Consider the following 16,495-nt stretch of genomic DNA (forward strand, 5'->3'; position numbering starts at 1 on the left):
ATACGATAGCTTAATGAATGCCTCACTAGCCCATTAGCGGTTTTACCATCAATTTCACCGAAATTACCTTCGCAATATATAATTGCCGAAGGGATGACAGGTTTCACTTTCTGAGCAAGTGGTAGCCAAGGAGCGATATGAGTTACATTGTAGTTGGTTTTAAAATTTTCAATTCTAGTGAATTTGAAGATGTTTCTTAACTTTTGGGTTGAAATGGACATAATTAAAGCCTGCGGTGAGGCTTAGAAGGGCAACTAAGGAGTGCCGAGATGCGAGTTCGGAAAAGAAAAGAAGTCCCTACTAAGCGGTAGGGATAAAAACCAAGGTAACACACTTACCAGACTATTGTTGGTTAATATTAAGACACTTCTGCGTCTATCACTTTGAAAATTAGCCCTTACTAGAGTGAGTTATCGCCCGAGAATCGACTCAATTAACATCCTAATATCAACACAGATACCTAAACCGTTCAACTTCCTCATCAGTACGTGTTGGCATTGCTTTGATAAGTCTTCCTCTGCGCTTGGGAGCTCGTCTGTTTAGGTTTGGATGCTCTCACTTTTCGATTTTTAGGTTTACTCATAAACTGACCTGATAATATTCCACGAATGACTTCCCCTATCGCCTCAGAAGATAGCGATACTTGCGCATCATTCACATGGGCAAACGAAGCGTTGACGGAATACGCTTATGACCTAACAACTGCGGTGCCATTCATCATTTTTGACAAAAGACCATCTCAGCCCCGTCACCTCTTAAATTAGACAACCCATTAAAAGGAGCAATTTTAGCACCTTAAAACGATTTTAAGCTGCTTTGGCTCTTCCATACTTAAGATGTGTGATTAAGCTATTTTTTACGGTTTTGCTTAATGCCATCACAAGGATTCTCCATACAAGACGCTGCTGAACAGCATACTTAAAAATAGAACGAAGCACATCAAGGTTACGGTTGGCAGCGCCAGCCTAAGTCAACTAAATTCATCAAATCAACGTTGTACATGGTATGAATCAAGGCTACTGACGGGATAGCACACAAACTCTGGCAATAAATGTCTTTTCAAGGCACTCCTTGCTGTCCCTATCGAATCAAATTTCCATGTCGTGCACACCATAAACCATACATGACTCCTTAACCAATTCATCAAATTTATTGCAGGATTATTAGACAAAAAATCCCTTTATACAGAAACCATTTCCAACGTGTTCCAATCTTAGCCGAGTGGTTAACTCGCGCAGCTCAAGAATCTACCTTACCGCCTTTTGACCACTTTTTTCTTAATTCAAAAAGAGTGGCAAGAGTTGAAAATGGCGAGTTGGCTACATGACTGTGGAAAAATCACGACACCCGAAGGTGTGGTCAAAAAAGCAACAAAACTGGAAGCGATTTATAACCGGATCCACGAAGTAAGAATACGCTTCAAGCTTCTTAAACGTGAGGAAGAAATTACGAAATTGAAGTCTTTGGTGCAAGCGTATCCAGTTGGATGGTGAAAGCAACTAATAGAAAATTGTGAACAGTTGAATCAATATTTTTAATTTTTAGCTCAGCTTAATTTGGGAGCAGAGTTTATCACACCAACTGAACCTAATATCGTCTCACGAATGTGGACTCTAACCTTAAGTAAACAACTCGGTACATCTTCAGAAGAAATGAAGCAGTACACGAAAAAAGATAAATACCCAGCCGAAGCAATATCAGGCGAATAAAGGATAAATGCACAACTTAGGTATTCAGAGCGGCACGTTAACAGAGAAAGAACGGTTTATCATCAACGATCACATTGTTCAAACCATCCATATTTTGGAGTAGCTACCGTTCCCACGACATATTCGAAACTTGGCAAAAATTGCGGGAGGCCACCATGAGAAAATTAATGGTAAGTGTAACCTATGGGCTTAACGGGCTCAGAGATGCCTCTTACCACAAAAGTCATGGCCATTGCCGATCTCTTTGAAGCGTTGACCCTGCTCTGTTCGCTTTTTTTTTAAGTTCGAGGGTTTGTAAACGTCTTACTGATGACTATTTACAGCCTGAGCAAATTGATGAAGTAAACATTAACGATTATTTAACGTGATATCGACGTTAAGAGCCTGTTCCTAGTCGTCATAAAGAGAAGAGGCCGATACGCGAACGTTGTTTCTCTCGTCCTTTCTACTTTCTTCGCAAACGTAATCTTCTCGCATCGGCTCAAAACTTGTTACGCCGTCACAATATATAATCCTGACACCTTAACCTAGATTGCCTTCTTCTAGTCTTATGGAGTCGGTAGATTCGAAATCCTTAACGAGCACCTCATGTACCTAAACCGCCTTTACGGTGGAGTCAAAATCGGTCGAATTCACCTAGATATGTCTCGGCGGATCTTGTGGGACAAACTGTCATGCGGCCTCCTAAAAACTGCATCGAACATAAAAACAAAACCCAGTACACTTAAACGTCCCCTCAACCGTTTTCATGAAACGTAAAGCTGGAAAAAACAAGCCCTATTTTCGTGCCAACCCCCTCATTACAGCGCTGCAAGATGTGTTTTCTTTCCATCTTGGTGGTGTAAATGATCCGGCCTACATAGCTATTGAGCTCCAAATAGCACAAATCATGAAAAACCAAACCGGCTTTCTTTTGCGCGAGCTGAGCGGTAATTTGCAATGCATCGATGGTATTACGCGCCATTCAATCGACTTTGGTAACGTGAATAATGTCCCCTTCCCTCGCAAAGCCCAACAACTGGTTTAGCTGTTAAATTTGAACGTCGGACGTTTAGTCTTGGGTACTGACACGGACATAGACAATTTTCATGAAATAAGCCTAGAGTAAAACCAAATTTGGCGCCTAGTACTGTTGCCATTATCCGACACAGCATTGAACCATCCAGTTGCAAATTCTGATTAGCAATATAGACGATGATTTTATTTTCCATGCTCACTTAGAGTGCTTTGAGCACTTGTGAGGTAAGACGTGCAATACGGCTGACTTCTACAAACACCAAATTACCTATCCCAACCTTTTTGGTAGAGTCATAGAGCCCGTGCTTTTAGTTTGCTACATATTGGTTGTCTGAAGAGACTCCTAAATATGCGTAGTTCACCATGTTTTCACCTTAAATAAGATTATCTAAGGTAGACAAAAAAGTGAACGGATATAAGAAAGTGCGAACAGAGTCAGACAAAAAGACAGCACCGAAATTCGGTGCTTTTTGAAAATGTGAGAGCTAGCTTACAAAACGTCTCTGAGGTTTTTACGCTCTTCAATTTCTTCTTGTTCCGGGATAGTTCCAGGCAGCGTAATTTTTTTTGGATTTTGCTTAATACTTTGCACCGATCGAACAGACTTAGACGTCTTGGATTTCAAACTGAATACCTGTGGATTAATCGTAAGGTTTTGTCTTACTTCAACCGCAAACCCTTGATTTTCATTTTCAGGTAAATAATTACTCTTAAGGTACTTAATCGACAGGAAATCCTTGTTTCTCTTTAACGTAAATAAGCACTTTGTTAATCGCATTATCGACGTTAAACCAGCCCCAGATGCCATGGTAATTTCTTGATTACCACGAATTTCCTCTTTATTCACATGATGAACAAGCAATAAACTAGCGCCTGATTCACTGGCAAGGCTTTGGAAGACATTTTTGATTAAGCGATCGTGTTTGACTTCCTCACAACGGCCTATTGACTCAGTCACGGTGTCTACTATCACTAAATCGAATTCAGAGAAAATTTGTTTGAGTTGTTCTAAATACTGCTTATGTTCTACTTTTTCTTGTGCAGAGCTGTCGGGCGGGATCACTATCGGTTCAATGTCCGTTAAAAAATGTAGATTTTTTTTTAGCTCTGACTTAATGGTGGCAGTGCAATTAACCAGCTTTTCTTTCATTCGAGATTGAATCACGCCAGCCCCGTCTTCTGAACTCAGTACCAAGGTTTTAGCCGGTTTGTCGGCCGCGCTCATCCCTAGTAAAGACATTGAAGAAGCGTGTTCCATCGCAATACAAAGTGCAAGGTGAGATTTACCGACATTCGGTGCGGCAATCAACATACCTACATGCCCTTTGAGTAAGCCTTTTATACTGAACTCTAGGCTTTGGCTCGCAGGTGAAGACATCAAGCTATCAAGAGATTGAGTAATCATGATTTACCCTCCCCAATATAAAAGATCTGTATACCATTACCAACATCGCGAAATTGAAGACTAAAATCTTTTTCAATTTGCACGGCATTGGCCAACAAATCTTTTCTTAGATCGCTCCGGAAGCTATGGCTGACTTTAGAAGCAATAGACTGAATGTAACTATCGAGCGCCCATTCAAACTTTTTGTTATGTAAAAATTCTGCTTTGTGCGTGGTAATGTATTTTAAGAATGAGCGAACTGACGGTTTACTATAGTTGGTCATTTTGTGTTGTTCTAATCGATAATAGTAACCATGGTCGCGTATCGCTTGTAGCAAGCGCATGTCTGGCACTAAGAATACATGGTTAGTTAGATTCTTACTGTTTTTACGGCCGGTTTTGAATTTACTTCGATCACAATAGAAACGGTAATCTTGCACAAATTCTAAGGGCTTTTTGCCTACAACGTTCTGTTCTTCATCGAGTTCATTAATCACCAAATGAGCCGTTGCCAATTGAGTAATACGACGCTCAATTTGATCGTAGTTCGGACGAGTTGTCGCCATTCCCATTCGGGTTGCTAGCTCATACATACTCATCGATAAAACGGTTGCATCCCGGTCAATAAAAGAGTCGAAACCATCTTGTTGAGTGTCAGAAATATCACCATCAGAAATGGTTTGATATACTTGGGACCAATTTAAACGAGATCCCGCTTCATAAGAAGCATCGTCGAGTTGAATAGTTTGAGCATAGGCCAGCATAGTCTCGAGGATATCGCGATGAGGTTGTAGGAGATAATCTACATGTAGATCAACCCTGAAGCTTTTCCCATAGCTATTAATATTAACACTCTCTAATGGGTGATTTGGATCTGTACCACCACTCTGAGCAATTTGAATCAATTTTGACTGCATCGTTGAAGTCAAACGAGAAGCAGGATGAAAAATAGTTGCTCGAGAGAAAAGAATCGATGAGATAAACCGATTTTTTCGGTCTTCTTCATTAATAACCGTCAGGCTAGAGTTGGATGATAACGTCATGATCATTACCTAAGAATGAGATAGTATCATTTTAACAGATAACCTTACTTACCTCATCAACTTCGGTAGATGTCTATATTATTTCGGTAAATATCTATAGCTCGTCACATAAATTATGTATAAATATCGGTAAATAACTACTTTTTTCGGTAAATGTTTAGTTACTTCGCAATGATCAAACTATGTATTTAATTCATAATTTATCTAATGCTTTGATCGTTTTATAACCAATTTAGGTTAATTATCATAAGTTAACTTAAATTAATGATCTTACCTTTCTTTTAGATCGGCTAATGTTAATACTAAAAAATCTTATTTCGGTAAATGTTTATATGTTTGATCGTTTAATATCAATATAAAATCGGTAGATGTTGATATTGAATCGGTAGATGTTGATATTGAATCGGTAGATGTTGATACATTTAGATGAACTCTAAGAAACTAGAAACTTTAGGATCTAGTTTCAAGATATACCAACTTCACTTAGGCTCAGTCGGTAACCCAACAACTAACATCAAATCTCGAGAGATTTTTGATGTTAGTTGTTGGGTAAATGTTAGTTCTCTAATAATTTTATGTCTTACTCTTAATGTTTAGCTATATTTTTTACCAATTGCATGTAATTGATAAATGGGTTGGGTTTGTAGTGGTCTAATGATCTTAGGTACTAAACTAGGTGGTAAATCGCTACTATTAATGCGGGCTCTTATGGTGAAGATCTTTTTCGTTTTTTAGATCATCCCAGGCTGTAAATCAGTTTCATGCATTACTCGTCACTGCGCCTGACTGAATTAAACGAGCTTGCTATGTCTCCTCGATTTTTTATGCAGTCAAACCTATTTATCATTTAAATCTACTTACGAAAAGTTTCTCTCATGCGAACTAAAGAAAGAGCTTCAACATTAATGGAACACTTTGGTGTGATCATGTGTAGCTGCGATATTGTTGGTTACAGCATGTGCTAATCTACAGAGGTTAGGCAAAGAGTTTGCATTTACCTAACCTCTTTGAAGTGAGTTCGTTACAAACTTCATCAGGAAAGACATCCTGACACCGATGACAGTAGTTTTGATAGAATGAGAAGGATCCTAAGACAAAACTATATGTAGCGAAGAGAAGCAGAGGGACTTTCGATAAGAGAAACACAAAGATTTTTGAAACGCTATATCGTTTGTAAATTTCCCTCCATTATATTGAAAGATTTTTCAGTTATGATGTAAGTATTGACATGGGATCGTCAATGCTCCCATGGAGAAGTTATTCATAAATTTGAAAATCGAGTGGACACAAGCTCAGCCGCTATTACCTGATGAGCTACTACAATCGGCAATAGCCTCCTCAAGCAAATGATGAGGCCTATAGATTTAGGATTGGACAAAGGTTGATTCGTGTTGTGATGAGTTGTGTGTGTTGAGCGCTGATTATATTAATGACAGTGGGATTAATTTGCCTTGGGAAGAACCTTAAGTGCCAACGCCAGAAATCAAATATTACGAACTCTCGAATTTCAAAGGTTAAGTCAATAATTATAATTTACCGCCCCTTTCTCTCACTCTTGGATAGAAATTGGCTTCAGAGGCTATTTCTACTATCGTCCCTGAGAAGATTAACTTTAAAATCGACTTAAACCTTGTTGCGTAAATGAAATCCAACTTTGACGAATGTGTTCCTGAAGCGTGCTCTGAAATTACTGATTATTAAATTGAAATTGTCGGTAGGTGCTGTTCCACCCCACAACCGAACAAGCTCGCGAACGTTGTAGGAATACCAATGTCATGCAACCACGCTAACTTTGTAGCAATCTTTATCAACCCTTAGATGGGAAATTACGTTTATCGCTTAATTGGGCTTTATCTTTCTTTAGAGGCAAGAGTATAGTGGTCCAATAAAATTGGTCACGGTTTTCAAGACAATCAATCGTTCTGAGCCAATGAGTGTCAGAACACCATTATACTGATATGGCCTAAGTTGGCTGGAATATCTAATTATGTATTGGATGATTTTTTGAGTCTCTGCAAAGCTGCGATAATTTATTGCGGGAATCCACTTAGTATTTAAGCTTCTAAAAAACGTTCGATTGTCGCCTACTCCCTGCAATTTTTTCGTCGAGATAAGTTTTTTATCTGGAAGCACCGCAGTAATTGATGATACTTTCCACTTATTTAGTGACAGCCTTGGCCGCTGCGGTCCATGATATTTTTAGGTTTCCGACGAGCTTGTAAGCCATCGATAAACTTTATCTCTTGTCCGACTGTTAAACTATCAGCAGAGTCGTGGTTTTTTTAATATTTTCCCCGTCTTGAAATATGTTTATACATTGAGGACTAATTATGACCATCCCAAATAAACACTACGTTAAGAGCACTCAGCGAGATTACACACTAGGCTTTAAATACAGGTTGTGGATACCATTGAAAATGGAGAAATGGATTATTTAGTCAGTTCAAGGAAGAGCACGATGCCGAAATCACCGAGGGCGGCAAGAAGCCTTCGAAAAGAAAGTAAGCGTAATTAGGGCTTGTTCGTTACGCGATATTTATCTTTAATGTGTATATCAGAGAGAAAAATTGTCAAGGTGAGCTTGCACTAAGGCGCTTCATGTCTCGACTAGGAACTCACAAGCTTCACTTCTCTTACTAAAACCTCAATTGATAGCTAAAGGAATAAAGCTGGGCCGCGATGTTTAGTTTAACTACCTTCAAGAAGAGCGGTTGCTGGTTAAGCCAAAATGGAGCTACACCAAAACAATGAAAAAGGCATTGAATGAAAAAGCATCCGAATTTGGTAAAATAAATGTTTTCTTCAAAGGTAGAGGAGTTTTTGGTGAGCTACATGACTTATGTTCAATCTGATGAGGGCGTTCATTAGTTGTCATTGTCAACGGACGCCTTCATTCGTAAGATGAACAGGCCAAATAATATGTATGAAAAAACAAAAAATTCCGTTACAGGCTTGCTAAAAATCGTCAACCTATTTAAGACGAGATACCTTCTTTTAAAATTCACGAATTTCTAGTTGTCCAGATGTCATAGGTGAGGCATTAGGGCTTTCTCTCGTAGATCTGTCTAGCGAATAGCAGAACACCGCTTAGCTTTAATTTCGATGTTTGAAGCCACATATGCCAAGCAGATGAACTGTTCTCTTCTAATACTCTCCTACCCTGCCCTCCTACCAGTATCCAAGCACAATGTAGTGTCTCAGTCACACCTTAATTACCGGTGTGATTTACGCTGTGGTATCGACGTTTCATGTTGCTATTTTTTTCTGGTGCAACCGACATATAAAAAATCGAGGTCCAAACTCCTTGGTTACTCGCTGTCTCGCCTTTACTTTGGTTTGGGATAACCAGGGGGCTTGGGGCAATTTATAACTGGTGACCGATTGAATACGTTATTTTAGCTTGGGTCGTAGTGGTGTGTGTTGTCTTGTCTTTTCGCAACTCACTGGCAATATTAGTTTCGCCCTTTTCTTTTTGATTGGGTATCAAGAAGGTTTGATGGGCTTTTATAGAAAAACAGCTTTAGATTGATTTGATTGTGGGAAAATTTGTCAATGCTCAGCCTGAGCATTGACAAATTTCATGGTTTTTTGAAAGATAATGATTAGTGTGCTGATTTGTATTTTTTCCAATAATCAAAGCTGTTGAGTAGGGCAAGCTCAATACCTTGTTCATGGTATTTATACGACACATAAAATCGTTCGATGTAAGCGTAGAAAGATGGGAGACGTTGTTGGAGAGCCGGCCTTTTTTTAGGAGGATGGACACTAACCATTAGGTAACCTATGACTTGTTTATTCTTTTTTGTTTCAGCGACAAAAAAATAGATATTTTTATTGTTTAGCTTCTCCTTCATCATTGATTCCGTAAAAACTAGATCAATGATTCTGATTTTACTGAAATTGTAATCACTTAAGCTGTATTCGTTCTGCTCTCTCTTGTAATGGCTAATTTTACTGTGGCTGCCTGTTAGTTGCTCGTGACACAGAGCATTGATAGAGGATATGTCGTTGAGCGTCGCTTTTCTTATTAACACCTTAATCTCCTTTTTCCTGTTATCTTTTTGAAGCAAAACGCTAAAATGCGAATTAAAAGATATGTGTGTCCCCTAGTAATTACTAGGGGCTAATAGATGGGGTTGCATATTCGTAATATTCTTTTGCGCGTTGTTTTAAAGCCTGGATTAGCGTATTTGGTAGGTTTCTTTCTTTTATCCAATTTTCAAACACTTCTATTGAGGGAAATGTGACAGAAGAGATTAGGCTTGAGCTTTGAACTAAGTGGTTAAGCCAATAAAGGGTCTGTAGGTCTTCTAGAGGAGTTCTGGGGAGTAGTAGTCTTCCTTTTCTAACTTTTCCTTTGATATAAGGTTTGGCTGAAACCTCAAAGGTTTTACCTTTTGAAAACGGGTCTGGGTCTATCAGGATTGTGCTATATCGTATGTAGAGTAGATATTCCTGCTCTATCTCATCAAGCTCGTTGAAAGAGACTATTTTGTCCTTGGGGATAGTCTTTTCATGTACTCGGTGATGTTCATCATTTAGCAACTGCAGTAGATTAATCGGTTGAGCTGAGTAATGTTCAAGTAGGCGAGAAACTGATTTCCAGTGCAGTAGTAAATCCCTAATCGAACTCATGGTGATTGGCCCTTCTGGGTACAGTTTATACATGTACTTAACTTCGTCTTCCTTAGATAAAATGTGATCTAATGAAAACGTATTGATAATAAAAGCAGGGTGTACATAAGTAGCAATGTTTCTGCCTTCCACACTGAACGAGTTATCTAAAGGGATGACTTGAACATCAATTTTTTCTAAAGCGTTTCGCAAGGCGCTCAATAAACCATCATTGGATTTAGACTGGTAAATATAAACTCGTTTTTTTACTGTTTTGGTTCTGACCGTGAGGACCCTATTTTTGTCCGTCGGGTTAGAAGTAAAATAAGACGTCGCAAAGTAGCTAGAGAAGAGCATTATATTTGGAGAGGCTCCTTTCTTTTTTAACATTCCTTCTAAAATAAGACACCCACCGAGCATTGAGGACATAAGAATGATTTGTTTTAAGTTCTTTAATAAAATTTCAGAAAAGGAAGACAACACATCACAATAGGCGTGAGCTGGAGTGGCTAAAACTAACGTATCCCAAGAGGAGGGAAGGGGAGAGAGCTCTGTATAAAGTTCATTAAACTTAACTAATCCGACTAGTGTCGCTAATTGTGGTTCATTCACCTCACAACAAACAACGTATCCGTGTTGTTTGATTAATCTTTGCCTATTTTCCCACTGAGGGGAGCTTTTGCCGATGAGGGCTATTTTTTGACTAAGAGGAGCCATAATTTGGCTAGTTTGAATGCCGACCGGCCCCGCTCCAGCAACCAATGTGTTCCCTAGTATCATAATGGGCTCTCCATATTTCCATTTTCCTTCTAATTTATATGCTCTAGGTATATTTTTCATTCTCATACCACTACTTTTATAGTGCTACTTTCTAAGTCCATTGTTTATTTAATTATCTTTATTAATTAAAAAAACGGTGATGTCATTTGGTCAGGTTTTCTCATGGCTATGATGCTTTTTTAGAGGGCTTTTAGGTGTTGTTAATATGTTTATTAATATTTAATTTACGCTGAAATTAATACCAAATTTTATTTATTTGATTAATCTTTATTTAAGTTGGGAAGGAGAGGTTTGGGTGTCCGAATAATGGGCTTCTTTAGTTATTTCTAACCAACTTACCCTTAATCGTTGGAAAATGTTTGGAGAGAACCCTATGTCAGCAATTAGCAACAATCAAGAACAGCCTATGGATTCACACTATTTGCCGGAGCCGTATCGAATCCGGGTTATTGAACCAGTTAAAAGAACAACAGAACAAGAGCGAGAGCTGGCGTTAATGAAAGCGGGGTACAATCCTTTTTTGTTAGATAGCGATAAAGTGTTTATCGATTTACTGACCGATAGTGGCACCGGGGCAGTAACGCAGGCCATGCAATCCGCAATGTTGAGAGGTGATGAAGCGTACAGCGGCAGTCGAAGCTATCGGACGCTTAGCCAAACGGTAAAAGATATATTTGGCTATCAGTTTACTATCCCTACACACCAAGGACGTGGCGCTGAACAGTTGTATGTACCTGCCTTGATCAATAAGCGTGAACGAGATAAGGGGCTAGAACGAGAAAAGATGGCCGCATTTTCAAATTACTTTTTTGATACCACTCAAGGGCACACTCAAAAAAATAACTGTCGTGTGATGAATGTGCCTTCTCGTGATGCCTTTAATACTGAAGTTAAGAGAGATTTTAAAGGCAATTTTGACTTGAAAGCGCTCGCGTCTGGCATTGAAGAGATCGGGGCTAAAAATGTGCCCTATATTGTGAGTACGATTACTTGCAATTCTGCAGGTGGTCAGCCAGTTTCTCTTGCCAATTTGAAGGCTGTTTATGAGTTAGCGCAGTTTTATGATATTCCCGTAGTTATGGACTGTGCACGGTTTGCAGAGAACGCCTATTTTGTAAAGCAACGCGAAGAGGGATATGCTGAATGGAGCATTCAAGAGATAACTAGCGAAGCTTTTAAATATGCCGATATCTTTGCTATGTCAGCGAAAAAAGATGCGATGGTTCCTATTGGGGGATTGCTTGCTTTCAAAGATGAAAGCTTGTTAGATGTTCAATTAGAATGCAAAACATTATGCGTGCTATTGGAAGGCTTTCCAACCTATGGCGGGCTTGAAGGCGGTGCTATGGAGCGCCTAGCTGTCGGACTCTATGATGGGATGGAAGAAGATTGGTTAGCTTCCCGTCTTCAGCAAGTTGAATATTTAGTAAATGGTCTTGAAGCGTTAGGGGTTCGTTGCCAGCAAGCTGGCGGTCATGCTGCATTTATTGACGCAGGTGTGCTCTTACCTCATATTCCGCCGGAACAATTCCCTGGGCATGCTTTATCTTGTGAGCTTTATAAAGTGGCGGGTATTCGTGGGGCTGAAATAGGGTCCTTATTGCAAGGGTGTGACCTTGAAACTGGTGAACAACTGCCTTGTCCAGCGGAACTGTTGCGTTTAGCCATTCCCAGAGCAACCTATACGCAAGCTCACCTTGATTACATTATTGCTGCTTTTAAAGAAGTGAAAAAACGCGCCTCATCTATTTCAGGTTTGAAGTTTACTTATGAACCTAAAGTATTGAGACATTTTAACGCTACGTTAGAACCTGCACTCTAAGTTGTACCCCCCTTTGCTGTGAATAAGGGGGGATTTAGTTATTAATAACTAAATTGACGAGGTGTTAGGGGTTTATTGAAGGTTTTTTGCTTGCCTGAACTTGGGAAGAGGCGAGGATTAATTTCAGTTCATCCTTTTTTGTTAAACAGATTTGGCTTGATTGATTATTAAGGTTCACGTTAACAACTTCAAGTTCGTATCGAAAATAGAAATAACTGATTAGTAGGACCGCGAGGGTTGTTGAAGATAAGCCGATGAAAGTCCATTGGTATAATTTTAGATGATTGGTTGCTTTTTTGAGAGGACACGAAAACTTAGAGTGACGTGGTAACTTTATATCTCTCGGCGGGTCTAGTGAGGTTTCAAATTCAGGAATATGAATCTTGTAACCTTTTCTTGGGATGTTGACGATTTTGATGCTATCAAGGTCTAGAACTTTTCTTAGGTTAGTTATCGCGACTGGTAAAGAGTTAGGCCCGATGATATCTGGGCTCCCCCAAGCGGCAATAATTAACTCTTCTTTGGTTGAAATGAGTTGTTCTTTCTTAATCAGAGTTTCAAGGATACAGCTTTCAGGTAGGGTAATTGAAAATGACTTTTGATTGCTAAGCATCAATTGAGCCCCTGATTCATCCCTGTGTAATATACAATTACCTATAGGTAATTGTAGGTTTTCGAGATGCGCTTTTAACATAGTGTTTCTCCATATTTCTAGAGAGCGATGGTTAAGACAGTTAGTTTTTCTAGTGCTTTATATAATGGCTCATTTTTTGAATACTATTTACAAAATTTTGAATAAATTTGAAGTTAAACGAAATATTAGTTAAGGCGTTTTGTTTCATATGAAGCTAAAGGTCAGCTCTTTTCCTCCTTTGTCGTTTAGGTAAAACTGCATCCAACGCCAGTCCTTCTCCTTACAGGCCTTAAAAGTGCAGTGGATATTTTTTCCTTTAACAATATCGTTATCGCAGAAATCTATAAATGATTGAAAAGAGCGGCAGATCAGTGTTTCCATATTAGTAGTCCTTTTGAAAATTTATTCATATACACATCTCTAATTTATCTGTGTAGATGAATGAATTTTAATAAAAAATGATTATTAATAATTTTAGATTACCCATTTGGCAATGGCTAAAATTTAGGCCATTCCTCATAGGATTTTTTTGATAATTTATAAATAAATTATCAAAAAAATCATCTATTTATAGTGATATTTTAGTTTTTTAAAACTGGGGTTTTGGAGGGTTAAACAACAATAAATTTTTGACTAATACTCTCATTCTTCCTGTTTTATATAGTTGCTTCTTCTCTGTCTACGAGATCCCTTGAGCCTGTTATTTTGCTTTTATTCCTCAATTCGTTACGAAAGAATCGGAACTCTTAATCGAGCTGCAGCTATTCATTTTTTGGTGTACTTACTAATCTAATGTTTAGTAGTACAGATTTCATTGCGTTTTGGGGGCGTCTAGCTTGAACTTGGGTCACTAAAAAATAAAATAGGTTAGCTTATGGTCTTTGATGGTCGGCGGAATATTGATTGTTCTAGGGGGTGTAGTGGTCAAAAGTACAGGACACTGGCTGAAGGGCCATTAACTGGTGACAACCCATCATTTTCTTGAGGGCGTTGCCGATTGTAAGGACTCATCAGGTAATAGCCGTTGTCTTTCTTGTCCTGAGCTTGTTCCAGGTAGCTTGTTTCTGGTACCCACTCGGCTTTCAAGCTTCTAAATAACCTTCTATGGGAGTGTTTTCCCAACAATTACCACGAAGGCTCATGCTTTGAGTTGTCCTGGCATCCTTGATATTAATAGAACATCATGTTCTTCGCCGCCCCCGTTTCTTCTAAGCCAGCCCTAAAGTTTTAGATGCTAATTCAGCATTGGACTTATCTGATAAAGGCCAGCCCACAACGCGTCGACTAAATAGGTCAAGCACTACTGCTAAGTAGGCCCACTTCGAACCAGACCTAAGATAAGTAATATCGCCGCACCAAACACTATTTGGAGTACGGATTTTTCTCGTTCTAATCGGTTAATATGGGCTTCTAACTCTTGGATTTTCTTTTACTCAGACGTGAGGGCTTTGGTCGTTGGAGTAACCCCACCTTGCTCAATTTTGAGTTATTCGACCCAGTGTCGTAAAGCTGTTTCACGTATTCCATAGAGCTAGCTGCTTCAGGGATGGAGTCCCCTTGGTCAAGAACCAAGCTTGCAGCATATATTTTTGAATTCAGTAGAAAATGTACGTCTTTGTCGTTTTGCCATTGAACCCCTCATTTATGAGGTCCGGGATCAGGATGCCAACTACAGGAGAGAGCCTTTTGGACGTGAGAAGAATTAAGCCTTATCATTATTTATTAATAATAAATTAATGGTCTTTATATTTGGCTAAGATAATAATTCGATTGTTAGGTTCACCTAGAATCAAACACTCTGCACTTAGCCAATTTTTGGGTTATAAGGATGAAGTTACCCTAGGTCAAATAGAATAAGGAAGGAAGTTTCCCAAGCCAACTTGTTCTTGATGGTTTAGTCGCTTGTAGTCATCCTATTTTTTCGATTTGGCGATAGAGGGAGGTGACAAACAAGTGGTTAATTAAAATGATGGAGGTACTTCATCGGCGGGGGGGGGGGTTAGAGTTTGACGAGGCCAAACTCATTGTAGGGCTTAGTTTTTACTGATTTGGAGACCATTTTCTTTGCATCATCAGTGAGTATTCTATCTTTAGTCTTCCATTATCCTTTCCGCAAGTGCGTTCTGATAAGAGTCATAATTGTATTTGTAACTCTCTAATTTCATGTTGGATATGTGTCAACCTTATTTAGGACGGGTTAGGTGAAAGATAAAGGCTCTAATTTGAGAGAAATACAAATATAATAATAATTCAGAAAAGGCAGAACACATGATGTCCAACATTAGTTTACAAGGCTTAGACAAACTAGATCGTAAAATTCTATCGAATCTACTCTCCAATGGGCGAGAATCGATTGCTAACCTTTCTCGCAACATCGGCTTGTCGCGAACAGCAGTCGCTGAACGTATCAACAGACTTGAAAAAACCGGTATTATCAAAGGGTATACGGCACAAATAAGAGTAGAAAATGACGGGAGAAAAGCGGCAAGTTATTTGCTGATTTCTTGTGAAAAAGGTAAGAAAAATGATGTAAGTAATGCGTTAAAAGAACTACCTGAAGTCAGACTTACAAGCATTGTTGGTGGTACCTACGACATTATTTCTTTGATTGAAGCACCTGACCTGCAATCAATACACCATTTATGTAATGAGATAGAGTCGTTCAATGGCATTCGCTCTCTCAATACAACAGTAGTGCTACACCAACCAATCAGTCGTTAAAAAGAAAGCCGCTCTTATGAGTAATGCCGATCAGTTAAAGCCAAAGTGATCGGTTGAACGATCCTCCAGAGCTGTCAAAATCCAAGTGTATTTAATGCACTTGGATTTTTTTATGGATGTTTCTCAAGCTCTAAACATAATTAATGATTGGAAACCTAGCAACATTGAAACTTTGTCTGACTTGCTTCCAATTGAACTCATCGACGAGTCTTATTCTCTTACTGATACCGTCACGATGAGAAAGAGAAAGTTAACTCTAGAATCCATGGTGTGGCTGCTTGTTGGAATGGCCATCTATAACAATAAGTCCATGAAAGATTTAGTTAACCAACTTGATATTGTACGACCGTACAGGTAAAGCTTTTGTCGCACCAAGTGCGTTGACTCAACGTCGAAAGACGTTGGGTGAAGACGCAATAAAAGCGGTCTTTGAGCGAATGACTACGTCATGGTTGAAAAGCGCACAGTTACCCTAGTGGAATGGGTTAACGCTTCTTGGTGTCGATGGCGTTGTTTGGCGAACGCCCGATAACCCGCAAAATGAAAATGCATTTTCTCGACAAAAAGGGACGCAATATCCGCAAGTGAGAATGGTCTGCCAAATGGAACTAAGCAGTCACATTATTACGGCCAGTGCATTTGATAATTACAATACAAACGAAATGATATTAGCTGAAAAACTAATAGAAACAACACCAAACCATAGCGTAACAATTTTCGATAAGGGGTTCTATTCTTTAGGTTTATTACATAAATGGCAAGACTCTGGCT

The 16,495-nt window shown here is 39.0% G+C and carries 9 protein-coding genes and 5 pseudogenes; 4 read left to right on the forward strand and 10 right to left on the reverse strand.

The window, feature by feature from the left end; all coding sequences use genetic code 11:
• Positions 1-221 (reverse strand): annotated as a pseudogene (locus tag AB6D06_RS21640) (DUF1611 domain-containing protein); the annotation flags it as partial.
• Between the two features lie 1,086 nt (positions 222-1,307).
• On the opposite strand from AB6D06_RS21640, the gene AB6D06_RS21645 reads away from it, so the two are divergent.
• Entirely contained in the window at positions 1,308-1,493 is a 186-nt protein-coding gene (locus AB6D06_RS21645; protein ID WP_016800066.1) for a hypothetical protein, read from the forward strand.
• Positions 1,494-2,502: 1,009 nt separating this feature from the next.
• On the opposite strand, the pseudogene AB6D06_RS21650 reads toward AB6D06_RS21645, so the two are convergent.
• From AB6D06_RS21650 to AB6D06_RS21675, 6 genes and pseudogenes are all read right to left on the reverse strand, one after another.
• Positions 2,503-2,739 (reverse strand): annotated as a pseudogene (locus tag AB6D06_RS21650) (recombinase family protein); the annotation flags it as partial.
• Positions 2,740-2,830: 91 nt separating this feature from the next.
• Positions 2,831-3,091: pseudogene (locus AB6D06_RS21655) on the reverse strand (resolvase); the annotation flags it as partial.
• Positions 3,092-3,216: 125 nt separating this feature from the next.
• A complete protein-coding gene (locus AB6D06_RS21660; protein ID WP_017103257.1) occupies positions 3,217-4,131 on the reverse strand; it encodes an AAA family ATPase in 915 nt (304 codons plus the stop codon).
• The gene (locus AB6D06_RS21665) at positions 4,128-5,153 is read right to left on the reverse strand and encodes a hypothetical protein (RefSeq protein WP_016800063.1); all 1,026 of its coding nucleotides are present in this window, start codon (positions 5,151-5,153) and stop codon (positions 4,128-4,130) included. The genes AB6D06_RS21660 and AB6D06_RS21665 overlap by 4 nt, the downstream gene beginning before the upstream one ends.
• 3,602 nt (positions 5,154-8,755) lie before the next feature.
• Positions 8,756-9,187, reverse strand: coding sequence for a GNAT family N-acetyltransferase (locus tag AB6D06_RS21670; protein ID WP_016800061.1), 432 nt, complete (start codon positions 9,185-9,187; stop codon positions 8,756-8,758).
• A gap of 82 nt (positions 9,188-9,269) precedes the next feature.
• Positions 9,270-10,613: an opine metallophore biosynthesis dehydrogenase gene (locus AB6D06_RS21675; protein WP_017102562.1), complete on the reverse strand. Its 1,344-nt coding sequence runs from the start codon at positions 10,611-10,613 to the stop codon at positions 9,270-9,272.
• 340 nt (positions 10,614-10,953) lie between these two features.
• Here AB6D06_RS21675 and tnaA point away from each other — a divergent pair, with 340 nt between their 5' ends.
• Complete coding sequence (tnaA, locus tag AB6D06_RS21680) at positions 10,954-12,369, forward strand: tryptophanase (RefSeq protein ID WP_029203693.1); 1,416 nt, start codon at positions 10,954-10,956, stop codon at positions 12,367-12,369.
• A 64-nt stretch (positions 12,370-12,433) separates the two neighbouring features.
• Here tnaA and AB6D06_RS21685 read toward each other — a convergent pair whose 3' ends face one another.
• The 3 genes and pseudogenes from AB6D06_RS21685 to AB6D06_RS21695 form a co-directional block, all read right to left on the reverse strand.
• Positions 12,434-13,063: a winged helix-turn-helix domain-containing protein gene (locus AB6D06_RS21685; RefSeq protein WP_016800058.1), complete on the reverse strand. Its 630-nt coding sequence runs from the start codon at positions 13,061-13,063 to the stop codon at positions 12,434-12,436.
• A 144-nt stretch (positions 13,064-13,207) separates the two neighbouring features.
• Entirely contained in the window at positions 13,208-13,384 is a 177-nt protein-coding gene (locus AB6D06_RS21690) for a hypothetical protein (RefSeq protein ID WP_016800056.1), read from the reverse strand.
• A gap of 543 nt (positions 13,385-13,927) precedes the next feature.
• Positions 13,928-14,633 (reverse strand): annotated as a pseudogene (locus tag AB6D06_RS21695) (DDE-type integrase/transposase/recombinase).
• Between the two features lie 638 nt (positions 14,634-15,271).
• On the opposite strand from AB6D06_RS21695, the gene AB6D06_RS21700 reads away from it, so the two are divergent.
• Positions 15,272-15,724: an Lrp/AsnC family transcriptional regulator gene (locus AB6D06_RS21700; protein WP_017062578.1), complete on the forward strand. Its 453-nt coding sequence runs from the start codon at positions 15,272-15,274 to the stop codon at positions 15,722-15,724.
• Positions 15,725-15,836: 112 nt separating this feature from the next.
• A pseudogene (locus AB6D06_RS21705) lies at positions 15,837-16,495 on the forward strand (IS4 family transposase); the annotation flags it as partial.

It is taken from the genome of Vibrio sp. 10N.239.311.G01 (assembly GCF_041465805.1).
Classification (GTDB): domain Bacteria; phylum Pseudomonadota; class Gammaproteobacteria; order Enterobacterales; family Vibrionaceae; genus Vibrio; species Vibrio crassostreae_C.

Coding starts and splice junctions, on each gene's coding strand:
- AB6D06_RS21645 (WP_016800066.1), top strand. CDS start 1,308: ATGGCGAGTTGGCTACATGACTGTGGAAAAATCACGACACCCGAAGGT.
- AB6D06_RS21660 (WP_017103257.1), bottom strand. CDS start 4,131: ATGATTACTCAATCTCTTGATAGCTTGATGTCTTCACCTGCGAGCCAA.
- AB6D06_RS21665 (WP_016800063.1), bottom strand. CDS start 5,153: ATGACGTTATCATCCAACTCTAGCCTGACGGTTATTAATGAAGAAGAC.
- AB6D06_RS21675 (WP_017102562.1), bottom strand. CDS start 10,613: ATGAGAATGAAAAATATACCTAGAGCATATAAATTAGAAGGAAAATGG.
- tnaA (WP_029203693.1), top strand. CDS start 10,954: ATGGATTCACACTATTTGCCGGAGCCGTATCGAATCCGGGTTATTGAA.
- AB6D06_RS21685 (WP_016800058.1), bottom strand. CDS start 13,063: ATGTTAAAAGCGCATCTCGAAAACCTACAATTACCTATAGGTAATTGT.
- AB6D06_RS21690 (WP_016800056.1), bottom strand. CDS start 13,384: ATGGAAACACTGATCTGCCGCTCTTTTCAATCATTTATAGATTTCTGC.
- AB6D06_RS21700 (WP_017062578.1), top strand. CDS start 15,272: ATGATGTCCAACATTAGTTTACAAGGCTTAGACAAACTAGATCGTAAA.